Raw genomic sequence first — 22,819 nt, 5'->3', positions numbered from 1 at the left:
GTCAGGCTCCTTTTGTGTTGTCTTCAGTCGTGTCGAGGCGGTAGCGGAAATCGCAGTGGCTTGCGCCCTTCATGATGGTCTGCGTGCGTTCCAGCTTCATTTCGGGATTGTAGCCGATGCAGAAATCGCCATCGCGATTGCAGGACAGCAGGTGACCGATATGGCCAAGACCCATCTCGCGGTACATTTCCGAATAACGGCAGCGCGTAACGTTGAAATCGAAATGATCTTCGCCCTGCGAAATCACGTCGATCTCCAGCGCGTTTTCCTTCGTCCATCGCGGCTGGATATCGGCAAAGTCCTGTATTGTCGGCGTGCGACCCAACTCATCGGCAAAGCTCTTGCCCTGTTCGATGGCCGAGCGGCTGACTGCTTCGCCGATTGCAGCCTGCGCTTCTTCTTCGCCGGAACGTTCGCGAATGACTTCGTAGACGTTCTTGAGAACCAGCGCTTCAATGCGGCGACGTTCGAGAATTGACATTTGATTCATGGACCTGACCTTTCACATGAACGTTGAATGAGATGAGTTAGAGATTGGGCTCGGAGAGATCCTTGCGCCGAAGCCATGCGAGATAGAACGGCGCGATCTTCCGCGCGACTTTATGAAAAGGCAGTGGTGCCGGTTCCGAGACGGGCAGGGCAAGCTCCTGCACAGGCTCGCCATCGAGCGCCCGTGCGAATTCACGCCCGAGCGATGTGCCAAGCGCAACACCGCGCCCGTTGCAGCCGATCCATGCCCAGCCATTGGGGCCGAGCTGATGAACGCGCGGGAAACGATCCCATGTCATGCCGATATAACCGCTCCACACATGGGTGATTTCCGGCTCGCCAAGTGCGGGGAAAGCTTCCGCCATGTTACGCGCTGTCTTGCGCTTGACGCGTTCGGCGATGTTGAAATTCCCCATCACCACGCCGCCGGTAATCAGCCGGTTGCGGGCATCGTAGCGGAAGAAGCGCAGATCGCCGCGCGTATCGGAAACCGCCTGCCGTCCGGGCAAAATCGTCGCCCGCAGATTATCGCTGACGGGCGCGGTCGCCATCTGCCACGAGAGTACCGGCACGATGGTGCGGGCTAGGCGCGGGGCAAGCCCTTCGCGCAGCTCGCCGGTATAGGCGTTGGTGGCGAGCAGAAAGCCCTTGGCGCGAACTGTGGCGCCGGCGGTCTTGACTTCCCAATGGTCGCCCACCTGGGCATAGGAGATGACCGGGCTTTGCTCGTGAATGATTGCGCCGTGGCGTTCGGCTGCGGCTGCAAGCCCGCGCGCGAAAGCCAGCGGATTGATATGGCCGCCGGTCGGGTTGAACATGCCGCCATACCAGAAATCAGTGCCGAGCAATTGCGATGTGGCCGCTCGGTCAAGAAATTCTGCTGGAAAGCCGAACCGCTTCCATGCATCCACGCGGGTTTGCGAAAGCTTCACCCTGCCCGGCGAATGGGCGGGCTGAAACCAGCCGTTCTGCTCGGCCTCGGCTTCGATATTTTCATCACGCACGATGGAGAAAAGAATGTCGGCACTATTGCCGATCAGTCTGGCAAAACGTTCACCCGATGCGCCGTAGCGTTTGGCGATTGCATCGGGTTCCGCCGAGGTCATGGTCGGGATGACCTGACCGTTATTGCGTCCAGACGCGCCCCAGCCGACAGCATTGCCTTCCAGAAGGATGACGCGCTTGCCGCGTTTGGCCAGATGGAGCGCTGCCGAAAGTCCCGTAAAGCCGCCACCGACGATGGCGACATCGGCTTCCGCGTCATTGGCCAGCGACTTTGCAGGTGTGCGGGCAGGGGCGGTGGCAGCCCAGATGGATGGTGGAAAGACTATCTTCTGCATGGCTCTAGGCATTTTCCAAACGAGGTGGCGTCCAGCCCTTGCCAGGAATGGAGGCAAGCAGGCGCTGTGTATATTCATGTTGCGGGTTGGCGAAGACTTGCGCTGTCAGACCTGCTTCGGCGATCTCGCCCTTCGACATGACGATGATGCGGTCGCAGAGCTGGGCTGCGACACGCAAATCGTGCGTTACGAAAAGCAGCGACAGGTTGAGACGTTCGCGGAGGTCGGCAAGAAGACGCAGAACCTGCGCCTGTACCGAGACATCGAGCGCCGACACCGGTTCGTCCGCGACGATGATGCGCGGCTCCAAGGCGAGTGCACGGGCGATGCCTATACGCTGGCGCTGTCCGCCCGAGAACTCATGCGGAAATCGGTCGGCGGCAGCGGGCGATAGTTCGACCAGTTCCAGCAATTCCCGCGCTTTCGCATGGGCCTGTTCCTTCGGCACGCCATGGACAATCGGACCCTGCGCAATCAGGTCAACGACACGGCGGCGCGGGTTGAGCGAGGCCATCGGGTCCTGAAAGACCATCTGGATGTCCTTGCGCATGGCCCGCACTTCCCGCGGACTGGCGCTCAGAAAATCCCTGCCATTCACATCGACCTTGCCGCTATCGGCTTCCAGCAGACGGGTGACGATGCGCGAAACGGTTGTCTTGCCCGACCCGCTTTCGCCTACAACGCCGAGCGTTTCGCCCTGACGCAGCTCGAATGAAAGATCCTTGACGGCAGGAACGGCACTTCTTTTGCCGGTGAGCAAACCGCCGCGCGCCTTGAAGGTTTTGCGTAAAGCGCTCGCCTTGAGGATGACCGGCTGAGCATCCACAGATGGCTTCGGTTCGGGCGGAGTGAGGGCTGGAACCGATGCGATCAGCGCCTTTGTGTAAGCGTGCTGCGGATGGTTCAGCACTTCATTTGCCGGACCTTCCTCAACCAGTTCTCCAAGCCGCAGCACGGCAACGCGGTCGGCAATTTCCGCCACTACGCCGAAATCATGCGTGATGAACAGAATGCCGGTATCGTGTTCGCGTTGCAGGTCGCGGATCAGTTTCAGGATTTGTGCCTGCGTGGTCACGTCGAGCGCCGTGGTCGGCTCGTCGGCGATGATGAGGCGCGGTTTCAGGATCAGCGCCATGGCAATCATGACACGCTGGCGCTGTCCGCCTGAAATCTGGTGCGGATAGGCGTTATAGGCAGATTCCGGGTCGGGGATTTTCACTTCTGCCAGCATGTCGAGCACGGCGGCGCGGCGCTCCTTGCGACCGAGCTTCGTGTGCAGGCGCAACACTTCATCAATCTGCCAGCCGACTGTCTTCTGCGGGTTGAGCGCGGTCATCGGCTCCTGAAAGATCATGCCGATGCGGTCGCCGCGCAGCCTCTTCATGTCGGCTTCGCTCAGCGAATAGAGATCGGTGCCTTCAAGCCTGATCGTGCCGTGGGTTACGCGCACATGCGGTTCCGGCAGAAGGCGCATGATCGCGCCTGCCGAAAGCGACTTGCCGGAGCCGCTTTCGCCGACGAGGCAGACGATTTCACCGGGATTGATGGTCAGCGTCAGGTCCTGCAAGGCGTAAGGACGGTCGGCGCCCTTCGGCAGCGCGATTTGCAGGTTTTTGATTTCGAGAACGGGTGCGGCGGTCATTATTTCTTCTGCCTCGGATTAAGCGCGTCGTTCAGGCCTTCGCCGAGCAAGCTGAAGGAAAGAACGGTGAGCAGAATGGCGATGCCGGGAATGACCGAGCAGAACCAGTCGGTGCGCAGCACGGCGCGACCCTGGCCGATCATGTTGCCCCAGCTTGCATAGTTCGGATCGCCGAGACCAAGGAAGGCGAGAGCGCTTTCCATCAGGATGGAGGTGGCCATCACCACCGATGCGAAGACGATCACCGGCGGAAGGGCATTCGGCAGGATTTCGCGAAAGATGATCGAGGCATTGCCAACACCGAGATTACGCGCAGCATCAATGAATTCGCGCTTGCGCAGCGCCAGAAATTCGGCGCGCACCATGCGGGCAGGCGCGGTCCATGACACGATGCCGATGCAGATGATGATGTTTTCGATCGATGACCCGAAGATTGCCACCAGTGTCAGAAGCAGAACGAAGCTTGGAACGGTCTGGAAGGCTTCGGTGATGCGCATCAAAACGTCATCCACCCAGCCGCCATAATAGCCGGCGAGCGCGCCGATCACGATGCCGATGATGATCGAGATCAAGGTTGCGACGACGCCAATCAGCAACGAGATGCGCGCGCCATGGAAGATGCCTGCCATGATATCGCGCCCGAGCTGATCGGTGCCAAGCGGCGTTGCAGCATTGACGAATGGCCAGACGAGCGGATCGCCAGCGCGCCGCAGCGGGTCACCGGGCGTAATGACATCGGCCAGCAGCGCAATCAGGACCACGGCGACAAAGAGGATAAGGCCCAGTACGGCGGCGCGGTTGCGGCTGAAACGCTGCCACAGAATTTTTGTACGCGAGACCTGCGGGCGGGTGAGGGAGAGGTCCTGTGAAGTCATGACAGTTCGATCCTGGAATCAAGCCGCGCATAGATGAGATCGGTGATGAAATTCACGATCACCACCAGCACCGAGCACAGGAAGATGATGCCCATGAGCGTGTTGAGGTCGCGCTTGATCACGGAGGTGTAGGCAAGCTGACCGAGGCCGGGCAACGAGAAGATTGTCTCGATCACGACGGAGCCGCCAAGCACGGTCGAGAACTGCAATCCGAGCAGCGTCACGACGGGCAGAAAGGCGTTGCGCATGATGTGATGGAACATCAGCCTTGCACCGCTGGCGCCCTTGGCTCGTGCGGTACGAACATAATCGAGGTCGGCCACTTCCAGCACGCTGGTGCGCATCAGGCGCATGTAGAATGCAAGATAGATGAGCGAAAGCGCCGTCGTCGGCATGACGAGGTGCACGGCAATATCCCAGACATTCTTCCAGCCGGTATAAAACCCGGCAATCGTCTTGTAACCGCCGACCGGCAGCCAGCCGAGCTTGACGGAAAAGATGAACATCAAGATGAGGCTGAGAAAGAAGCTCGGCATGGCATAGAAAACAAGACCGAGTGTGGAAATTGCATTGTCGGTCAGGGAATATGCCTTGCGCGCCGCAAAAGCCCCAAGCGCAATGCCGAAAATGAAGGCCACCGAAAGCGATGAAACCATGAGCAGGAGGGTCGGCACGAGGCGGGCCATCAGCACATCCAGCACCGGCTGCTCGTAGACATAGGACCAGCCGAAATCGAACTGCGCGAGCTTGGTCATGTAAATCCAGAGCTGTGTCCAGACCGGCTGGTCAAGGCCGTATTCGGTGCGCAGATTGGCGACGAATTGCGGATCTGCGCCGCCCATGTCACCGACAAGTGCGTCCACGGTATCGCCGGGCGCGAGCTTGATCAGCAGGAATGACCCGATCATGATGAGAAGAATGACGGGGATCGCCTGCAAGATGCGCCGCAGCGCAAAAGTCAGGATCGGGGGCAGGGGCATTGCGGGTTATCCTGCAAGATATTCATTTCAGCATTCATGAAACTGGGGAACCGCTGCCGGATGACCGGCAGCGGCTGGTATTGCTTATTGATCGATCCACAGATCGTACCAGCTTGAAGAATCCCAGCGTGGCGTGTTGTGGTGGTTCTTCAAGACCTTGTTAGTCACGCCGACGAACGGATGTTCGATAGCGAAGATGACCGGCAGGTCCTTCATCTCAAGCTGCTGGATCTGATGGTAGAGATCGGCGCGCTTGGCCGGATCGAGCTCGCTTGCGGCCTTGTCGATCAGGCTGTCCATTTCGTCGGACTTGTAGTCGAACTGGTTGGACCATGCCGTGCCGACAGGAGCGCCGGAGCGCAGCCAGACGGTCGTGGAGACAGCCGGATCGGAGCGGAACTGATGCCAGCCGCTTGCCGTGTCGAAGTCATGATCGCGATAGACGCCGTTCAGGAAGCCCGGTGCGTCATTGGTGAGAATTTCGACGTCGATGCCGACTTCCTTCATCGCCTGAGCATAATACTCGGCCCAGAGCTGCGTATATTCACCCCATGGCGCCGGGCGATGGCGCAGCTTGAAGCGAATGCCGTTCTCCTTGACCGGATAGCCGGCTTCGTCGAGCAGTTTCTTCGCCTTTTCAACATCATAGGGGTAAGTCTGGACCTGATCCGTATAGTTGTCGCCACCGGCGCTCGGGATTGGGCCACGGCCCGGCTTGGCATAGCCGCGCATGATCGTCTTGATCGCGAAATCGATGTCGAGCGCGTGATAGATCGCCTGACGAACCTTCAGATTGGCAAGGATCGGATTGCGCAGGTTGAACTCGATGGTCGAGTGGGCAACGTTGTTCTCAAAACCCTTGGTGCCGGTGTCAAAGCGGCCATCCTTCTGGAGGCGCTCGGTATCCGACATGGAAATACCGTTGAAGGCGGTTTCCATCATTTCACCGGCTTCAAGCGCTGCGGCTGCGGCGGCCTTGTCCGGCATGAAACGCCAGACGATGCGGTCGAGATAAGGATATTCCTTGCCGCGCCAGTAGTCGTCATTGCGCTCGGCAATGATGTGCTGGCCGCGCTCATATTCGACGAACTTGAACGGTCCCGTGCCCACCGGCGCGGCGTTGTACTTGTTCTTGAGAATATCAGTGCCTTCATAAAGATGCTTAGGCACCGGATGGCCGAGATCAGGCATGGCTGCGACGAGCAATTCCAGCGGCATCGGCTTGGAATAGCGGAACACTGCTGTGTAAGGATCAGTGCAATCGACAGCTTCGAGATTGGCCTGAAGCGTGGTCGAATAGTTGAGGAGTTTCTTCCAGAGGTTCATCGCGCTGAACGAAACGTCATCGCAACTGAAAGGCTGTCCGTCATGCCAGCGCACATTCTCGCGCAGCTTGAAGGTGATGGCCTTGCCGTCTTCCGAGGACGACCAGCTTGTGGCCAGAACCGGCACATAGCCCTCATAGGTGCGGTCGATCAGCGGCTCCATGATGCGGCCGGTGATCTGATAGACGCCGGTAGAGGCGCGCAGCGCAGGGTTAAGCACACCCTGCTCGGTGTTCATATGGACGATGACAGTGCCGCCGCGCTTCACTTCTTCGGCGTGCGAAGACGTCGTCGCAAGCGAAAACGCCGCAAGAAACAGGCCAAGGCCAGCTTTTCTGATATGCATTCTCTGTTCCCCTGAAGGACGTTGAGGGAGGGCTTTCCAGCCTCTTTTCCCGCACGTCCCAATATTGTTCAAGCCCCTGAAATCGCAACGGAATGCTACCTCAGAGGGTCTTTCTTGTATGCAAGCATTGATATGCTAGAATCCGTGGCGATAATGTCAAGATAAACTAATATGTCGGGCAAAATTGGTAAAATTTCTCGACCAGCCTGCGTTAATAAATGTCGATTTTCTACGACGGAGTTTGTTGATGAGCCAGAATTCCCCCGAGCAGAACGCAAACTCGGGTAAAAATGACCGCGGTGCTGTCTGGATTACCGGTGCTGGGTCCGGCATCGGCGCTGCCATGGCGCGGCGTTTCGCGCATGAAGGCTGGCGCGTCGCACTGACGGGCCGCAAGGCAGATGCGCTTGCCGCGATTGCCGAGGAAATCGTCTCCAGTGGCGGCGAGGCGCAGATATTTCCAGCCGATGTTCTCGACCGTGAGGCCGTGGCCGCGACCGTTGGGGCAATCGTCGAATGGGCAGGTCGTATCGATGTGCTCTGCAACAATGCCGGTCTCAATATTCCGCGCCGTAGCTGGGCGGATATTGATTTCGATTCATGGGACGATGTCATCGACATCAACATCAAGGGTGCGATCAACGTGATCGCGGCTGCCCTGACGCCTATGCGCGCGCAGGGCGGTGGGTTGATGATCCACACATCGTCATGGGCAGGGCGGTTCTCGTCTCCCGGCGGCGGCGTTCCCTATGGTGCGTCCAAACATGCGCTCAACGATCTGAGCGCCAGCCTGAATGCGCAGGAAGGGCCGAACGGCATCCGGTCGACCGTGCTGTGCCCCGGCGAGGTGGCGACGCCGCTTCTTGCGCGTCGTCCGGGCTTCGATCTCTCCCGCATGGATGATGTCATCCAGCCCGAGGATATGGCTGAAACCGCGCTCTATGTTGCCAATATGAATCCCAAGGTTACGATCCACGAGATCGTTCTGGCTCCGACTAAGAAATAAAAGGAAGTTTTGCATGTCTCATCCGGTTAAAGGCGTCGATCATATTTTCCTGCTGGTCGGCGATCTTGAGAAAAGTGCCGAGCAATATCTCCGCTTCGGATTTACGCTGAGCCCGCGCGGCCTTCACAGCAAGGAGAAGGGCACCGGCAACTACACCATCATGTTTCCGGAAGATTATTTCGAGCTGCTCGGAATCGTCGCCGAGACGCCGGGCAATCTGCATCAGCGTGAGAAACTGGCAGCGCAGGGCGAAGGCTTTCATGCCATTGCCTGCCGCATCGACAATGCACGCGATGCCAAGGCGGAACTGGGCGCACTTGGCATCAAGACCGGCGAGGTTGGCGCGTTTCAGCGTCCCGTAGAACTGCCGGGCGGCGGCGAGGGTGTTGCGGCTTTTGAAACGGTGTCTTTCTCGGAAAGTGAAGTGCCGCAGGGCATGGTGTTCATGTGCCAGCACAAGACCCGCGAAACAGTCTGGCTGCCGGAACTGATCGAACACGCAAATGGTGCAAATGGCCTTTCCGCCATTGTTGCCATTTCATCCGATCCGGAAGCCGCCGCCAAAGGCTTTGCGCGCCTGTTCGCGGACGGAAAGGCAGAGGCGCAGGATGGCGGCTGGAAGGTTTCGACCGGCACGCGCTCGGCTGACATATGGGTTGTGAGTGAGGAGAAAGCCGCTGCAATCTATCCCGGTGTGGATTTTGCCCGGACGCCGGGCAAGGCTTTCGCCGTTCTGCGCATCCGGGTCGCTTCGCTGGGCAAGGCGCGCAGCGTTCTCGATGCCAACGGGGTTTCCCACGTGAATACATCTGCGGGCATTGCCGTGCTGCCGGAAAATGCCAGCGGCACGGTTCTGGAGTTCTCCGAACAGTGAGAATTTGAGCAAGCGGGGCCGTGAGGCCCCGCTTTGCTAATCAGCGCGGAAAGCGCTGGTTTTCTTCCAGCACGTTCAGGTCCATATGGTTGCGCATATAGCGCTCGGATGCCTTTTGCAGCGGCTGGTAGTCCCACGGATAATAGGCGCCGTTGCGCAATGCCGGATAAACGACGTGGCGACGAGCCTGACTGGCCCGGAGGTCGGCATCGTAGCGTTCCAGATTCCAGCGTGTTTCAGCTTTGGCCAGAAGGTCGTCCAGAACGGCTTTGAATTCCGGCAGTCCCGCCAGATTGCGCAGCTCGTCCGGATCATCGGCAAGGTTGAACAGTTGCGGCGGGTCGGCGCGGCAAAGGTTGAGTTTCCAGTCACCATCCCGCAGCGAGACCATCGGCGCGATGGTGCCTTCGGCTGCATATTCGATTGGAACCGCGCCGCGTTCGGCGGAACCTGAAGCAACACCAGTCAGTGAAACGCCGTCGGTCCACGGCATGATGCCCTTGAGGTCAATCCCGGCAAGGTCGGCCAGTGTCGGCAGAACGTCGAGCGTTGAAACAGGCGTGTCCACGCGACCAGCCTGCAATTGCGGGGCCGCGATCATCAACGGGACGCGAGCGGAGCCATCGAAGAAGCTCATCTTGAACCACAGGCCGCGTTCGCCGAGCATATCGCCGTGATCGGAAGTGAAGACGACAATCGTGTCATCCGCCATGCTGCAACGCTCGATAACATCGAGCAGGGCGCCGATCTTTTCATCCACATAGGAGATATTGGCGAAATAGGCCTGACGTGCCGTGCGAACCTGTTCGCGGGTCAGGTCGTAATCCTCCGCCTTGCAGGCCCGCAGCAGGCGTTGCGTATGCGGGTCGATCTCGCTTTCAGGCAGAGGCGCGATTTTGGGATCCAGTTCGGGAATGTCCTCATAGAGATCGAAGAAGCGCTTGCGTGCTACGTAAGGATCGTGGGGATGGGTGAAGCTGACTGTCAGACACCATGGCCGCTGGTCGTGGCCGCGAGCAAGATCATAGAGCTTTGCTTCGGCCTGATAGGCAACCTCATCGTCATATTCGAGCTGATTGGTGATTTCGGCAGAACCCGCTCCGGTGATCGAACCGAGATTGTGATACCACCAGTCGATGCGTTCACCGGGTTTGCGATAGTCCGGCGTCCAGCCGAAATCCGCTGGGTAGATGTCGGTGGTGAGGCGCTGCTCGAAACCGTGCAGCTGATCCGGCCCGACGAAATGCATCTTGCCGGAAAGCGCCGTCTGGTAGCCAGCGTTGCGAAGGTGATGCGCATAGGTCGGGATTTCAGACGAAAACTCCGCCGCATTGTCATAGACGCCAGTTCGAAACGGCAACTGGCCTGACATGAACGACGCGCGCGCCGGGGCACAAAGCGGGCTCGCGGTGTAGCAGTTGGCGAAACGTGCGGAACGTTCTGCAAGTTTTCTCAGATTTGGGACATGCAGGAACTCGGCCGGGCCGTCCGGAAAGAACGTGCCGTTCAGCTGGTCGACCATGAGAATGAGGATATTCAGCTTTTTCATTGTGCGGGACCGTTGGCAAATGTGGGGACGCGAAACGGCGGGCGCCGGAACGCCCGCCTGCAAACTGCGTGTTGTTCGCGGTCAAAGACCGAGGCTTGACTTGACGGCTTCCACGCCTGGTTCGCCCTTAAATGTGGTGACGCCCGCAAGCCACTTGTCGATCTGGTCCGGATGCGCCTTCAGCCATTCCTTTGCCGCCGCCGGGCCTTCCGCGCCTTCATCCAGAATCTTGCCCATCAGCTCGTTCTCGATATCGACGGTGAAAGTGAGGTTCTTGAAGAAGGTTGCAGCATTGGGGCACTGTGCGGCCCAGCCGGTGCGGCCAAGCGTGTAGACTTCCGCGCCGCCGAAATTCGGGCCGAAATAGTTATCGCCGCCAGCCAGATATTCGATCTTGAGCTTGTTGTTCATCGGGTGCGGCGCCCAGGCCAGGAACACCACCCACGCCTTGTCCTTGTTCTTGCGGTCCACCTGCGCGAGCATGGCCTGCTCGCTCGATTCCACCAGCTTCCAGCCATCGAGTTTGAACTTCTGATCCTCGATGATCTTCTGGATGTTCTGGTTGGCAGGCGCACCCGGCTCGATGCCGTAAATCTCCTTGCCGAATTTGTCCGCATGGGCGGCGAGGTCGGCAAAGTCCTTCACGCCCTCGCTTGCCACATAATCCGGCACGGCCAGCGTGAACTTCGCCCCTTCGAGGTTCTTGACGATGACTTCGGCGGCTTTCGCCTTGTCGAGATCGTCGCGGAACTTCTGCTGTGCGGGCATCCAGTTGCCGAGGAAGACGTCAAGATTGCCGGTCTTGAGCGCCTCATAGCCGATTGGCACGGACATGGTCTTTACGTCGGGCTTGTAGCCAAGGCCTTCCAGCAACACGCTTGCGACGGAGTTGGTGGAGGTGATGTCGGTCCAGCCCGGATCGGACAGCCGGATGGTTTCGCAAGCTGCGGGATCGGCAGCGGAAGCCGCTCCTGAAAGCCCCGCCAGTGCCGTGAACGCCAGTGCCGCAATCTTTAAATAGCGCATTTGGTGACCCCTCCTATAGATTAAGACCAGTTATGTCTCGTATTCCTACTTTAAGGAGAACATCATTTAGGCTATGGAAAAACCCATTCATTTTTTATCGAAGCTATAGAAAGTATTTATGGTTTCTCCATCCTGGGACCTTGGCAGCCTCGGCGTTTTCGAAGCGGTGGGGCGATTGGAAAATCTGACCCTTGCAGCGCGTGAACTCGGCATGACGCAACCGGCGGTCAGCTATCAGATAAAACGCATCGAGGAGCGTCTGGGCGTTGCGCTGTTCGCGCGGCGGGCCCGCGGCGTCGAAATATTGCCCGAGGGTCGCATTCTTTATGAGGCCGTGCGCTCCGGTCTCGATGGAATCGATGAGGCGGTGCAGCAGATCAAACGCCGCCAGCGCGCACCGGGACTACGGATCGCGACCGACTATGGCTTCGCGACATTCTGGCTGATGCCGCGTGTTGCGCAGTTTCGCCCGAAACATCCAGAGGTGGATGTGCGCATCACGGCATCATCCATGCTTCAGCCGCTCGACCGGCGTGACGCGGATATTTCGGTGCTGTTCGGCGGTCGCGAGGATTTCCCGAAGGACGCTATCGCTTTCATCGGCGAAAAAGTCGTGCCGGTCTGTTCGCCGACCTATCTTGCCGAGCATGGTCCTTTTCCCGGTGGGAAACGGCTCGGCGCCGCTTCGCTTCTGCATCTGGATACGTTGCAGGGTGATCGCTGGTTCACATGGCAGTCATGGCTTGATGCTATCGATGAAGACATAGAGGACGGCAATTACGGGCTGGTCTTCAATACCTATAATCTGGTGATCGAGGCAGCCATTGCCGATCAGGGCGTGGCGCTTGGCTGGGCGGGGCTGATCGACGGGGCTGTGCAGCGCGGACAGCTTGTTCATGCTTGCGAGGTGTCGCAGACGAGCGACAAGGGTTACTGGCTGGTCTTCAACCCCGATATTTCTGCGGGCGCGCGAAAGCTCGCACTGGAATTGCTGCAAGCAGCCGACGGAAGCTGATACTTCAATAGACAAGCTAATTTAGTAAAGTTGATCGCAATCAATGAAATCTGATCCTGATGGGAGTTGACTTGGGGGTGACGGGGCAGGCGCGTGTTCCATATTGCTGATGGGACGCGATGCATTGCCATTCACCAATCACTCAGGAAAGGATGAATCATGTCGGTAAACGGTAAAGTTGCTCTGGTTACGGGCGCAGCACAGGGCATTGGACGCGGTATTGCGCTGCGGTTGGCCAAGGACGGCTTCGATATCGCGCTGGTTGACCTGAAGGCCGACAAGCTGGATGCGGTCAAGAAGGAGGTCGAGGCGCTGGGTCGCAAGGCATCCACCTTCTCTGCCGATGTCAGCAAGCGCGACGATGTCTATGCTGCGATTGACCATGCGGAAAAGACGCTTGGCGGTTTTGACGTCATCGTCAACAATGCCGGTATCGCGCAGGTTCAACCCATAGCCGACGTCAAGCCTGAAGAGGTCGAGCGGATTTTCCGCATCAATGTCGATGGCGTGTTGTGGGGCATTCAGGCAGCGGCTGCCAAGTTCAAGGCACGCAAGCAGAAGGGCAAGATCATCAATGCCTCTTCCATTGCTGGCCATGACGGGTTTGCGATGCTGGGCGTCTATTCGGCGACAAAGTTCGCGGTGCGCGCGCTGACCCAGGCTGCGGCCAAGGAATATGCGAGCGCCGGGATCACCGTGAACGCTTATTGCCCCGGCATTGTCGGCACCGATATGTGGGTCGAGATTGATGAACGCTTCTCGGAAATCACCGGTGCGCCGAAAGGCGAGACCTACCAGAAATACGTGGAAGGGATCGCGCTTGGCCGTGCCCAGACGCCGGACGATGTGGCGGCTCTGGTGTCGTTCCTCGCAAGCCCGGATTCCGACTACATCACCGGTCAGGCCATCCTGACGGACGGCGGTATCGTCTATCGCTGATTGTTCCGGTCCCGCACCCTTCGGGGCGCGGGACGGCTAGTGTGGTGGATTTGAAGTTCCTGTCATTTGCATGGCATCATCGTCCAGGAACTTCAAATCCGCAAACCACACTGGATTCATTGGGTTCCTAGTGTGGCTTTGAATCCGAAATTCGTTCGCAACTCCGCTCCAGAGTGATGCGAATTTCGGATTTGCCACACTAGCGTTTACGCTGTTTCGCCCTGTGCTAAACTGCCCTTCTTTGAGAGGAAGGGCTGACCATGACACGTCTGATGGCGAAGGATTTCCCGCAAGAACTTCTCGAACTCTACGATTTCTATGCCCATGGCCGGATAACCAAACGCGAGTTTCTGGATCGGGCCGCAAAATTTGCGGTCGGCACCATGACGGCAACAACCATACTAGCCTCGCTCAGTCCCGATTATGCGATGGCGCAACAAGTCGAATTCACCGATCCAGATATCCATCCTGAATACATCACCTATCCGTCGCCGGAAGGAAATGGGGAGGTCCGAGCCTATCTGGTGAAACCGGCCAAGCTGCAAGGCAAGCTGCCTGCCGTGGTGGTGGTGCATGAAAACCGGGGCCTCAATCCTTATATCGAAGATGTCGCCCGCCGGGTTGCAAAGGCCGGTTTCATCGCGCTTGCGCCCGATGGCCTCACTTCGGTTGGAGGCTATCCCGGTAACGACGACAAAGGCCGTGAATTGCAACAACAGGTCGATCCGACCAAGCTGATGAACGACTTCTTTGCGGCGGTCGATTTCATGATGAAAAGCGATCTGACAACCGGAAAGGTCGGTATTACCGGCTTCTGCTATGGCGGCGGTGTTGCCAATGCGGCGGCGGTCGCCTTTCCGGAACTCGCAGCCGCCGTGCCTTTCTATGGCAGGCAGGCCCCGGCGGATGAAGTGCCGCGCATCAAGGCGCCGCTCTTGTTGCACTATGCCGAACTCGATACGAACATCAACGAGGGCTGGCCCGCTTATGAGGAAGCCTTGAAAAAGAACGGCAAGACCTACGAGGCTTACATCTATCCGGGCGTCAATCACGGCTTCCATAACGATTCCACGCCACGTTACGATGAAGCGGCGGCGAAGCTCGCATGGGACCGGACAATCGAATGGTTCAAACGCTATCTGGCCTGAAGTTAGAGCATGGCTCCCGAAAGTGGGAACCGGTTTCGGGATAAAGACATGCGTGAAAGCAAACAGATCGAAACGCGCTCTAGGCCTTCGCTTTCAGGGCCTTGAAGATGTTGACGGCGATCACAACGACAATGCCGATCAGGATGGCGAGCACGGCCTGCAGGAAGGAGGTGGCGATCCATTCGAAGGCGGCTGAAAATCGGGTGCCTTCGGTCGGCAGATGCGAGACGATGGAATGGATGAAGGCTTCAACGCTATGGATGCCGATGGAATCCAGCCCGTGTACGATGATGCTGCCGCCGACCCAGAGCATGGCGATGGTGCCGACAGTGCTCAGAATCTTCAATATAATGGGCATGCCCGCAACCAGCCCCTTGCCGAGCTGCCTGCCAAAAGCCGTATGACTGTTGCGCACAAGCGAAACGCCCATATCATCGAGTTTCACGATGATGCCGACCACGCCATAGACGGCGAAGGTGATCAATATGCCGACTGCCGCGAGGATGGCCGCCTGCGTATAAATGCTTGACGGGGCAAGCCCCGCCAGCGTCAGCGCCATGATTTCCGCCGACAGGATGAAGTCCGTGCGGATCGCGCCGCTGACGGTTGTTTCCTCGATCTCCTTGGCGGTAGTGCCCTTGGTTTCCTCATGTTCCTCTTCCTTGTGCGGGATGAAGAACTCCACCAGCTTTTCCGTTCCTTCAAAAGCCAGATACACGCCGCCGATCATCAGAAGCGGCATGATGAAGGAGGGGGCGAAATAGCCGAGGATGAGCGCCAGCGGCAGCAGGAAGATAAGCTTGTTGCGCAGCGATCCCTTGGTGATTTTCCAGATGACCGGCAACTCACGTTCCGGCTTAAGCCCCACGACGTATTTGGGCGTAACGGCCGTATCGTCGATCACGATGCCTGCCGCCTTGGCGCTGGCCTTTGCCGTCTGTCCCGCAACGTCATCGAGCGAAGCTGCCGCCATTTTCGCAATGGCTGCGACATCATCGAGAAGCGCGAACAAGCCGGACGCCATGGGGAACCTTTCTATATTGCTGTTGCACCTAGCTAAACTTTGAATGGGTGCTACGTCCAGATGGAAATCGCCATCCCCTGTAACTGTATCTGAAATCGATACAATCTGTGCATGATTGTCAATATTTCAATACTCATGCTGATGGCTATATTGGCGGTAACACAACAGGAGAGATAGCCATGCTTAATCAGATCAAGGGCCTCCACCACGTTACCTCGCTTGCCGCCGATGCGCGTTCCAACAACCGCTTTTTCACCGATGTTCTGGGATTGCGCCGCGTCAAGAAGACTGTCAATTTCGATGATCCGAGTGTCTATCATCTCTATTATGGCGATGAGCTGGGCACGCCCGGCACCGTCATGACCTATTTCCCATTTCCCGGTATGCCACGTGGACGCGACGGCACTGGCGAGGTGGGGACGACTGTATTTGCCGTGCCGCAGGGTTCGCTCGGCTTCTGGAAGGATCGTTTCGGGCAATCTGCCGTCAAGGTGGAATCCGAAGACGAGGCTTTCGGCGAAAAGCGTATCCATTTCCGTGGACCGGATGGCGACAGCTTTGCCCTGGTTGAAGTGAAGGACGACCCGCGTGCGCCATGGGAGCATGAAGGGATCGATGCCGATCACGCTATCCGTGGCTTTCATTCTGTCTCGATGCGGCTTCGCGACGAAGGCGCGACCTCGGAACTGCTGAAATATATGGGATACCAGAAGCTCGATGCAAAGGACGGTGTCACTCGTCTCATCATGCCGGAAGGCAATGGTGCGGGCGTCATCGATCTGGAAACCCTGCCAGCGGTTGCTCGAAACCAGCAGGGCGCCGGTTCCGTGCACCATGTGGCATTTGCCGTCGAAAACCGCGAGAAGCAGTTGGAAGTGCGCAAGGCGCTGATGGATACGGGCTATCACGTCACGCCTGTCATCGACCGCGATTACTTCTGGGCAATCTATTTCCGCACGCCGGGCGGTGTGCTGTTCGAGGTGGCGACCAACGAACCCGGTTTCGACCGCGACGAGGATACGGCCCATCTCGGCGAAGCGCTGAAGTTGCCGGAGCAGCATCAGCATCTGCGCGGCTATCTCGAAGAGCATCTGGACAAGATTTGAAGACGTCGGGACAGGAGATCGAACATGACCATCCAAACCTATGAGCACCGGCTGAAGGCCGGTACGGACGGAGCGCCGCTCTTCATCGTGTTTCACGGTACGGGCGGCGATGAGAACCAGTTTTTCGGTCTGGCGGAACAGCTTTTGCCGGAAGCGACCATCGTGTCGCCACGCGGTGACGTTTCGGAATATGGCGCCGCACGCTTCTTCCGTCGGACGGGCGAGGGCGTCTACGATATGGACGACCTTGCTCGCGCCACCGACAAGATGGCCGGTTTCATCGCAGGACTTGTGGCTGAGCACAAGCCATCCGAAGTGATCGGGCTCGGCTATTCCAACGGCGCCAATATCATGGCGAACCTGCTGATCGAGAAAGGCAGCGTGTTCGACAAGGCAGCACTTCTGCATCCGCTGCTGCCATTCAGGCCGAAGGACAATCCGGCGCTTAAAGGTGCGAAAATTCTGATGACTGCCGGGCAGATGGACCCCATCTGCCCCCCGGATCAGACAGAAGCGCTTGCACATTATTTCGAGCGCCAGCAAGCCACGGTCGAGCTGGTCTGGCATCCGGGCGGGCACGAATTGCGCCAGACGGAACTGGCTGCCGTTCAGTCATTCCTCCGGAATTAGAGCGCATCTCGAAAAGTGTGAAACGGGTTTCGGGTATGATGCGCGCTAAAACAAACAGTTAGAGCGCCGGTCTGATTCAATCAGATCGAAACGCGCTCTAAGCTCAAAGCCGCCGTTTAGTTTTGAACGGCGGCTTTTTTGATCTGGTCCCTCTTGTAAAAATCAATATACGTTATATTTAATTGTATATTGATGATGAGGTGCCAAGATGGATGCGACTTCGGGCGGCGTGCCTGCTCATGAAAACAAGATAACGCGCACGGAAATGGAGGGGCGGGCAACCGAGGTTGCCGAACTCCTCAAGACGCTGTCGCACCCGGCGCGGCTTATGCTGGCCTGTACGCTTGCAGAACGGGAATATTCGGTTGGAGAGCTGGAGGAAGCGCTTGGCATTCACCAGCCGACGCTGTCGCAGCAACTGGGCGTGCTGCGAGAAGCGGGCATCGTCGAAACCCGCCGTGATGCGAAGCAGATTTTCTACCGGCTGACGGAAGCCAAGGCCGCACAACTCATCGAGGCGCTCTACGGCATTTTCTGCACACCGGAGGCCCGGTCATGATTGAAACCTATCTGCAATCGCTGGCGGGCGGCATGCTGCTCGGCCTTTCCGCAGTCCTGCTTCTCGTGTTCAACGGGCGCATAGCCGGGATCAGCGGCATTGTCGGAAGGCTTCTGGGTGGCAAACAGATTCCAGCCAATGCGGTCTTTGTTGTCGGCCTCGTTCTGGGGCCGATCATCTATGCTGCAATCTATGGTTCCTTTCCCCCGGTCACAATGGCCATGTCCTGGCCTGTCATCGTCGTGGCTGGACTTCTGGTGGGTATCGGAACCCGGATGGGATCGGGCTGCACATCCGGTCACGGCATTCTCGGCATGGCGCGGTTTTCCAGGCGGTCGATAGCTGCGACGCTCACCTTTCTCATAACCGGCATCGTGGTTGCCAGCATTTCGGGAGCACTCCTATGAAACAGTCGGCATATGCGCGTCTGGCCATGACGCTGCTTGCGGGCGCGATCTTCGGTTTCGGTCTGTCTCTGTCGGGCATGATCGATCCGTCGCGTGTGACGGGCTTCCTGAATGTTACCAGCGGTCACTGGGACCCGAGCCTTGCCTTCGTGCTCGGCGGCGCTCTTCTGGTGGCTATCCCCGGCGTGATGCTGCAGCGGCGTATGGCGCGGCCGGTGCTGGACCAGTCTTTCCATCTGCCGGAAAAGACCGAAATCGACCGGCGGCTGATTGTCGGCTCTGCCATTTTCGGCGCGGGCTGGGGGCTGGCTGGCTTTTGTCCCGGCCCTGTCGTGTCCGCACTTTCCATGGGGCTGCCGCAAGTCTGGTTGTTCGTTGCGATGATGGTTTTGGGAATGATTTTCCACGATCGTATTATGACGCGGTCGTCATAGGAAAATCATTCCGGATAGCGAAATCCCAGACAAAAGGCAGCAGAAGCATTCAAATCTTGAATTCTTTGGTCAAATTACCCTTTTATTAGGGAGATGAATGAGTTAGGCACCCTTTGAACGATCTTGAGGGAGCCGCGCCATGGCTGGATTGCTGAAACGCTTTGCCGGATATTATCGTCCGCATCGTGGGCTGTTCGCGCTGGATTTTACCAGCGCGGTGGCCTCCGGCCTGCTTGAGCTTGCCTTTCCGGTCGCCGTTACGCTTTTCATCGACAAGCTGTTGCCGACCGGCCAACTCGGCGTGATCGCCGTTGCCGCGGTCGGCCTGCTGGCCATTTACGTCGTCAATGCCTTCCTGCAGGTCATCGTGACCTATTGGGGGCACATGCTCGGCATCAAGATCGAGACGGAGATGCGCCGCAAGGCCTTCGATCATCTGCAGAAACTCTCCTTCGGTTTCTTCGACAATCAGAAGACCGGCCATCTTGTGGCGCGACTGACCAAGGATTTGGAAGAGATCGGCGAAGTGGCGCATCACGGACCGGAGGATGTCTTCATCGCGATCATGACCCTGATCGGCGCCTTTATCCTGATGCTGTGGGTGCATCCGCCGCTGGCGCTGATTACTGCCGTCATCGTCCCGCTGTCGGCCTATGTCACCGCCTGTTATGGCGGGCGCATGACGAACACATGGCACGCTCTTTACCGGCGCGTCGGCGATTTCAACGCCCGTATCGAGGAGAATGTCGGCGGCATCCGTGTCGTTCAGGCCTTTACGAACGAAGATCATGAACGCCAGCTTTTCGCGGAGAGCAACAACAAATATCTCACCACCAAGCTCGCCGCCTACAAGATCATGGCGGCATCAATGTCGCTGTCCTATCTGTCGATGCGCTTTGTGCAGGTCGTTGTGATGCTGGCAGGCGCCTGGTTCGTGGTGCGCGGCGAACTGACGGCTGGCGGATTTGTCGGCTTCCTGCTGCTGGTGAATGTGTTCTTCCGCCCGATTGAAAAGATCAATTCGGTCATCGAGACCTATCCGAAGGGCATTGCCGGTTTTCAGCGCTACACGGAGTTTCTCGACACGCGCCCGGATATTGCAGACCGCCCCGGTGCGCAGTCCGTTGCACGTTTGAGCGGTGATATCGAATATCGCGATGTCAGTTTCGGCTATAGCACCGAGCGCCCCATTGTCGACGGTCTCGATATTTCCATTCGTGCTGGCGAAACGATTGCCTTCGTTGGTCCTTCCGGTGCAGGCAAGACGACGATCTGCTCGCTGCTGCCGCGCTTCTATGATGTGACGAAGGGCGCAATCCTTGCCGACGGCATCGACATTCGCGATATGACCCTGAAGTCCCTGCGGTCGAATATCGGTATTGTCAGTCAGGATGTATTCCTGTTCGCCGGAACGATCCGCGAAAACATCGCCTATGGCCGTCTCGATGCGACCGACGCGGAAATCGTCGAGGCTGCGCGCCGCGCGCGACTTGATGGCGTGATCGCCAATCTGCCGGAAGGTTATGACACGGTTATCGGCGAGCGTGGCGTCAAGCTTTCCGGCGGGCAGAAACAGCGTATGGCCATTGCGCGCATATTCCTGAAGAACCCGCCGATCCTCATCCTCGATGAGGCGACTTCCGCACTCGATACGGAAACCGAACGTGCCATCCAGCAATCGCTCGCCGAGCTTTCGCGGGGGCGCACGACGCTGGTGATCGCACATCGCCTTGCAACTATCGTCAATGCCGACCGCATTCTGGTGGTGGAAGGCGGGCGGATTGCCGAACAGGGAAGTCATGCCGAGCTTCTGGCTATGAAGGACGGACGCTACAGGCGCCTGCATATTGCGCAGGCCGGGCTGGATCAGGGGCATTATTCAGCGGCGGAATAGCCGGGTTGCGAAAACAAAAGGGAGGCGTAAGCCTCCCTTCTTCATGCAGCTTCGTTGCCGTGTTTTAGAGCGCAGATCTGATTGGATCAGATTGGCGCTCTAATCATTTGTTTTTATGCGCATCTTTTCCGAAAGCCGTTTCGCACTTTTCGGGATGCGCTCTAGTAAAGCACGTTCTTGGCTTCCGGCTGGTCGATATTGTCCTTGGTGACGACGACAGCGCCCGTATCGACGACCTTCTCGACCTTTTCCTTGTTCAGCACCTTCAACAGGGTTTCGATGCCCTTTTCGCCCATCTGGTAGGAACCCTGAACGACGATGGCGTTGAGCGTACCATCCTTGACGAATTCCTGCAGGTCCTGATTGCCGTCGAAGCCGATGGCAGTCAGCTTGCCGGACTTGCCTGCCTGCTTGATCGCGCGACCCATGCCGATGGCTGTCGGTTCATTGGCACCGAAGATGCCGACGAGGTCGCCATTGGCCGCCAGAACGTCGGTGGTCTGGTTAAGCGCCGTCGCCATCTGCGATTGCGAGTAGTAAGGGCCGACGACTTCCAGCTTGGAATTGGCCTTGATGTAGTCCACGAAGCCGCCGACGCGACCGATTTCCGAGCCAGCGCCCGCAACATAGGACATGACGGCGATCTTGCCGGTCGTGCCTGCCTTGTCGATCAGGGCCTTGGCTGCGGCTTCACCGGCCTTGCGGTTATCGGTGGCGAGGAATGACTGGTAGTATTTGTCGGCGCCATCGGCGAGCTGCGAGTCGATGATGACGACCGGAATTCGGGCTTCCCACGCCTTCTTCACGGCAGGCGTCAGCGCATCCGGATCGGACGGGGCAAGAAGGATTGCATCCACTTTGCGGTTCACGGCATTTTCCACCATGTTCACCTGATCGGCGATGGCCGATTCAGCCGCCGGACCCTGGAAGGTCATGGTGTGATCCTTGGAATCCTTGATCGCAGCTTCGGCACCCTTCTGAACGTTCTGCCAGAAAGTCGAATTCACGGTCTTGACGATAACGGCGATTTCGCCCGCCGAAGCGCTTGCCGCTCCCGCAAGTACAAAGGCCGAAGCCATCAATGCAGAAACCAGTTTACGCATGTTTTCCTCCTGTTATCGAGCTCTTGGCTCTACCCTTTTCCGGAATGCCAGACGCATTCCGTCTCCCCTCTCATCGACGGTTGCGCATCTGGTCGATCCATACGGTGACCAGAATGACGAGGCCGATGATGATCTGCTGTGTGAAAGCGGAAATGCCGTTCATGTTGAGGCCGTTCCGCAGGATTCCGATGACGAACGAACCGATGAACGTGCCCGAAATCGTACCCACGCCGCCGATGAGCGATGTGCCGCCGATGACCGCGCTCGCAATGGCGTCGAGCTCATAGGCAACGCCTTCATTGGGCTGTGCAGTCACGAGGCGGGACATGAGAACGCAGCCCGTCAGACCAGCCAGTGTTCCCGATACGACATAGGTGAAGGCCGTTACGCGGGCGACGTTGACGCCCGAAAGCCGCGCAGCCTCGGCATTCGATCCGATGGCATAGATGTGGCGGCCAAGCACGGTGCGGTTCAACACGAGTGCTGCCGCAATCGCGATCACAATCATCAGCACCACCGGGTAGGGGATGCCGGGGAAGGTGACGACCGGAAAGCCCTGTTCGTCAATGCTCTCGATGCGAAACAGCGAGCCGTTGCCCAGCACGCCGAAGGATTCGCCAAGGCCGGAGACGGCGCGCGCACCGGTGATCTGAAGAGCGACACCGCGTGCAATCAGCATCATGCCGAGCGTGGCAATGAAGGGCGGCAGCTTGAGCTTTGTGATGACGACGCCGTTGATGAGGCCGCAGAGCGATCCCGTCAATATGCCGAGCAGCATGGCGAGCGGGATGGGCATCGAAAGGTCCTTGACCGCAAGTGCGGCCACAACACCGGCAAGCGCCAGAACCGAGCCGACCGAAAGATCGATGCCGCCGGTTATGATGACATAGGTTGCGCCGATGCCGAGAAACGCGATTGACGTCACCTGCAAGGCGATGGTCATCGCATTGTTGACGGTCATGAAGGCGCTGCTGGTGACGGAAAAGATCGCCGCCAGAATGATAAGGCTGCCGACAGCCGCAAATTTCTGGATGATATCCTTCTGACGGTCGCTGAGCCCCTTGGATTTTGCCGTCTGCTGGGGCTTGTCCGTAGTGATTTCGGCCAT

At 58.1% G+C, this 22,819-nt stretch carries 22 protein-coding genes; 11 read left to right on the top strand and 11 right to left on the bottom strand.

All coding sequences use genetic code 11. The features are described 5' to 3' along the window. Position 1: 1 nt before the first annotated feature. The 6 genes from F9K91_RS16290 to F9K91_RS16265 form a co-directional block, all read right to left on the bottom strand. Positions 2–490, bottom strand: coding sequence for an L-2-amino-thiazoline-4-carboxylic acid hydrolase (locus F9K91_RS16290; protein WP_151678218.1), 489 nt, complete (start codon positions 488–490; stop codon positions 2–4). A gap of 37 nt (positions 491–527) precedes the next feature. Beyond that, positions 528–1,829 carry an NAD(P)/FAD-dependent oxidoreductase gene (locus F9K91_RS16285; protein ID WP_151678217.1) on the bottom strand — a complete coding sequence of 434 codons (1,302 nt, stop codon included), beginning with the start codon at positions 1,827–1,829 and terminating at the stop codon, positions 528–530. A gap of 4 nt (positions 1,830–1,833) precedes the next feature. Continuing rightward, on the bottom strand, positions 1,834–3,471 hold the full coding sequence (locus F9K91_RS16280; protein ID WP_151678216.1) for an ABC transporter ATP-binding protein: 1,638 nt from the start codon (positions 3,469–3,471) through the stop codon (positions 1,834–1,836). Next, positions 3,471–4,346, bottom strand: coding sequence for an ABC transporter permease (locus tag F9K91_RS16275; RefSeq protein ID WP_151651619.1), 876 nt, complete (start codon positions 4,344–4,346; stop codon positions 3,471–3,473). Before F9K91_RS16275 ends, F9K91_RS16280 begins: the two co-directional genes overlap by 1 nt. Next, complete coding sequence (locus F9K91_RS16270; protein ID WP_151556616.1) at positions 4,343–5,326, bottom strand: ABC transporter permease; 984 nt, start codon at positions 5,324–5,326, stop codon at positions 4,343–4,345. The genes F9K91_RS16275 and F9K91_RS16270 overlap by 4 nt, the downstream gene beginning before the upstream one ends. An 84-nt stretch (positions 5,327–5,410) precedes the next feature. Next, the gene (locus F9K91_RS16265) at positions 5,411–6,997 is read right to left on the bottom strand and encodes an ABC transporter substrate-binding protein (protein ID WP_151556617.1); all 1,587 of its coding nucleotides are present in this window, start codon (positions 6,995–6,997) and stop codon (positions 5,411–5,413) included. Positions 6,998–7,244: 247 nt separating this feature from the next. On the opposite strand from F9K91_RS16265, the gene F9K91_RS16260 reads away from it, so the two are divergent. Next, complete coding sequence (locus F9K91_RS16260) at positions 7,245–8,003, top strand: SDR family oxidoreductase (RefSeq protein WP_151678215.1); 759 nt, start codon at positions 7,245–7,247, stop codon at positions 8,001–8,003. Between the two features lie 13 nt (positions 8,004–8,016). Next, a complete protein-coding gene (locus tag F9K91_RS16255) occupies positions 8,017–8,877 on the top strand; it encodes a VOC family protein (protein ID WP_151678214.1) in 861 nt (286 codons plus the stop codon). A 40-nt stretch (positions 8,878–8,917) separates the two neighbouring features. Here the strand turns inward: F9K91_RS16255 and betC are convergent, their stop codons facing one another. Next, a complete protein-coding gene (betC, locus tag F9K91_RS16250; RefSeq protein WP_151678213.1) occupies positions 8,918–10,426 on the bottom strand; it encodes a choline-sulfatase in 1,509 nt (502 codons plus the stop codon). 81 nt (positions 10,427–10,507) lie between these two features. Further along, positions 10,508–11,452, bottom strand: a complete 945-nt coding sequence (gene choX / locus F9K91_RS16245; RefSeq protein ID WP_151678212.1) for a choline ABC transporter substrate-binding protein — start codon at positions 11,450–11,452, stop codon at positions 10,508–10,510. 118 nt (positions 11,453–11,570) lie between these two features. On the opposite strand from choX, the gene F9K91_RS16240 reads away from it, so the two are divergent. The 3 genes from F9K91_RS16240 (at position 11,571) to yghX (ending at position 14,554) form a co-directional block, all read left to right on the top strand. Then, a complete protein-coding gene (locus tag F9K91_RS16240) occupies positions 11,571–12,467 on the top strand; it encodes a LysR substrate-binding domain-containing protein (protein ID WP_151678211.1) in 897 nt (298 codons plus the stop codon). 159 nt (positions 12,468–12,626) lie between these two features. Beyond that, positions 12,627–13,406, top strand: coding sequence for an acetoin reductase (locus F9K91_RS16235; protein ID WP_151678210.1), 780 nt, complete (start codon positions 12,627–12,629; stop codon positions 13,404–13,406). 260 nt (positions 13,407–13,666) lie between these two features. Next, positions 13,667–14,554, top strand: a complete 888-nt coding sequence (gene yghX, locus F9K91_RS16230; RefSeq protein WP_151678209.1) for a YghX family hydrolase — start codon at positions 13,667–13,669, stop codon at positions 14,552–14,554. Positions 14,555–14,633: 79 nt separating this feature from the next. Here the strand turns inward: yghX and F9K91_RS16225 are convergent, their stop codons facing one another. Next, complete coding sequence (locus F9K91_RS16225) at positions 14,634–15,578, bottom strand: DUF808 domain-containing protein (protein ID WP_151651612.1); 945 nt, start codon at positions 15,576–15,578, stop codon at positions 14,634–14,636. A 179-nt stretch (positions 15,579–15,757) separates the two neighbouring features. On the opposite strand from F9K91_RS16225, the gene F9K91_RS16220 reads away from it, so the two are divergent. From F9K91_RS16220 to F9K91_RS16195, 6 genes are all read left to right on the top strand, one after another. Next, positions 15,758–16,684 carry a VOC family protein gene (locus F9K91_RS16220; RefSeq protein ID WP_061347764.1) on the top strand — a complete coding sequence of 309 codons (927 nt, stop codon included), beginning with the start codon at positions 15,758–15,760 and terminating at the stop codon, positions 16,682–16,684. Between the two features lie 24 nt (positions 16,685–16,708). After that, positions 16,709–17,314, top strand: a complete 606-nt coding sequence (locus tag F9K91_RS16215; protein ID WP_151678208.1) for an alpha/beta hydrolase — start codon at positions 16,709–16,711, stop codon at positions 17,312–17,314. A gap of 208 nt (positions 17,315–17,522) precedes the next feature. Beyond that, positions 17,523–17,873 carry a sulfite-sensing transcriptional repressor BigR gene (gene bigR, locus F9K91_RS16210; RefSeq protein ID WP_151556628.1) on the top strand — a complete coding sequence of 117 codons (351 nt, stop codon included), beginning with the start codon at positions 17,523–17,525 and terminating at the stop codon, positions 17,871–17,873. After that, complete coding sequence (locus F9K91_RS16205) at positions 17,870–18,280, top strand: YeeE/YedE family protein (RefSeq protein WP_151556629.1); 411 nt, start codon at positions 17,870–17,872, stop codon at positions 18,278–18,280. The genes bigR and F9K91_RS16205 overlap by 4 nt, the downstream gene beginning before the upstream one ends. Beyond that, positions 18,277–18,714 (top strand): YeeE/YedE family protein, encoded by a 438-nt coding sequence (locus tag F9K91_RS16200; protein ID WP_151556630.1) that lies wholly within the window; start codon positions 18,277–18,279, stop codon positions 18,712–18,714. Before F9K91_RS16205 ends, F9K91_RS16200 begins: the two co-directional genes overlap by 4 nt. 139 nt (positions 18,715–18,853) lie before the next feature. Continuing rightward, positions 18,854–20,608 (top strand): ABC transporter ATP-binding protein, encoded by a 1,755-nt coding sequence (locus tag F9K91_RS16195; protein ID WP_151678207.1) that lies wholly within the window; start codon positions 18,854–18,856, stop codon positions 20,606–20,608. A 161-nt stretch (positions 20,609–20,769) separates the two neighbouring features. On the opposite strand, the gene F9K91_RS16190 is transcribed toward F9K91_RS16195, so the two are convergent. Both F9K91_RS16190 and F9K91_RS16185 read right to left on the bottom strand, forming a co-directional pair. Then, a complete protein-coding gene (locus tag F9K91_RS16190) occupies positions 20,770–21,711 on the bottom strand; it encodes an ABC transporter substrate-binding protein (RefSeq protein ID WP_151556632.1) in 942 nt (313 codons plus the stop codon). A 70-nt stretch (positions 21,712–21,781) separates the two neighbouring features. Beyond that, positions 21,782–22,819, bottom strand: coding sequence for an ABC transporter permease (locus F9K91_RS16185; RefSeq protein WP_109987462.1), 1,038 nt, complete (start codon positions 22,817–22,819; stop codon positions 21,782–21,784).

It is taken from the genome of Brucella tritici, assembly GCF_008932295.1.
GTDB lineage: Bacteria > Pseudomonadota > Alphaproteobacteria > Rhizobiales > Rhizobiaceae > Brucella > Brucella tritici.
Note: the sequence above shows the minus strand (reverse complement) of the source record. Positions and strands in the feature narration are given on the sequence as shown.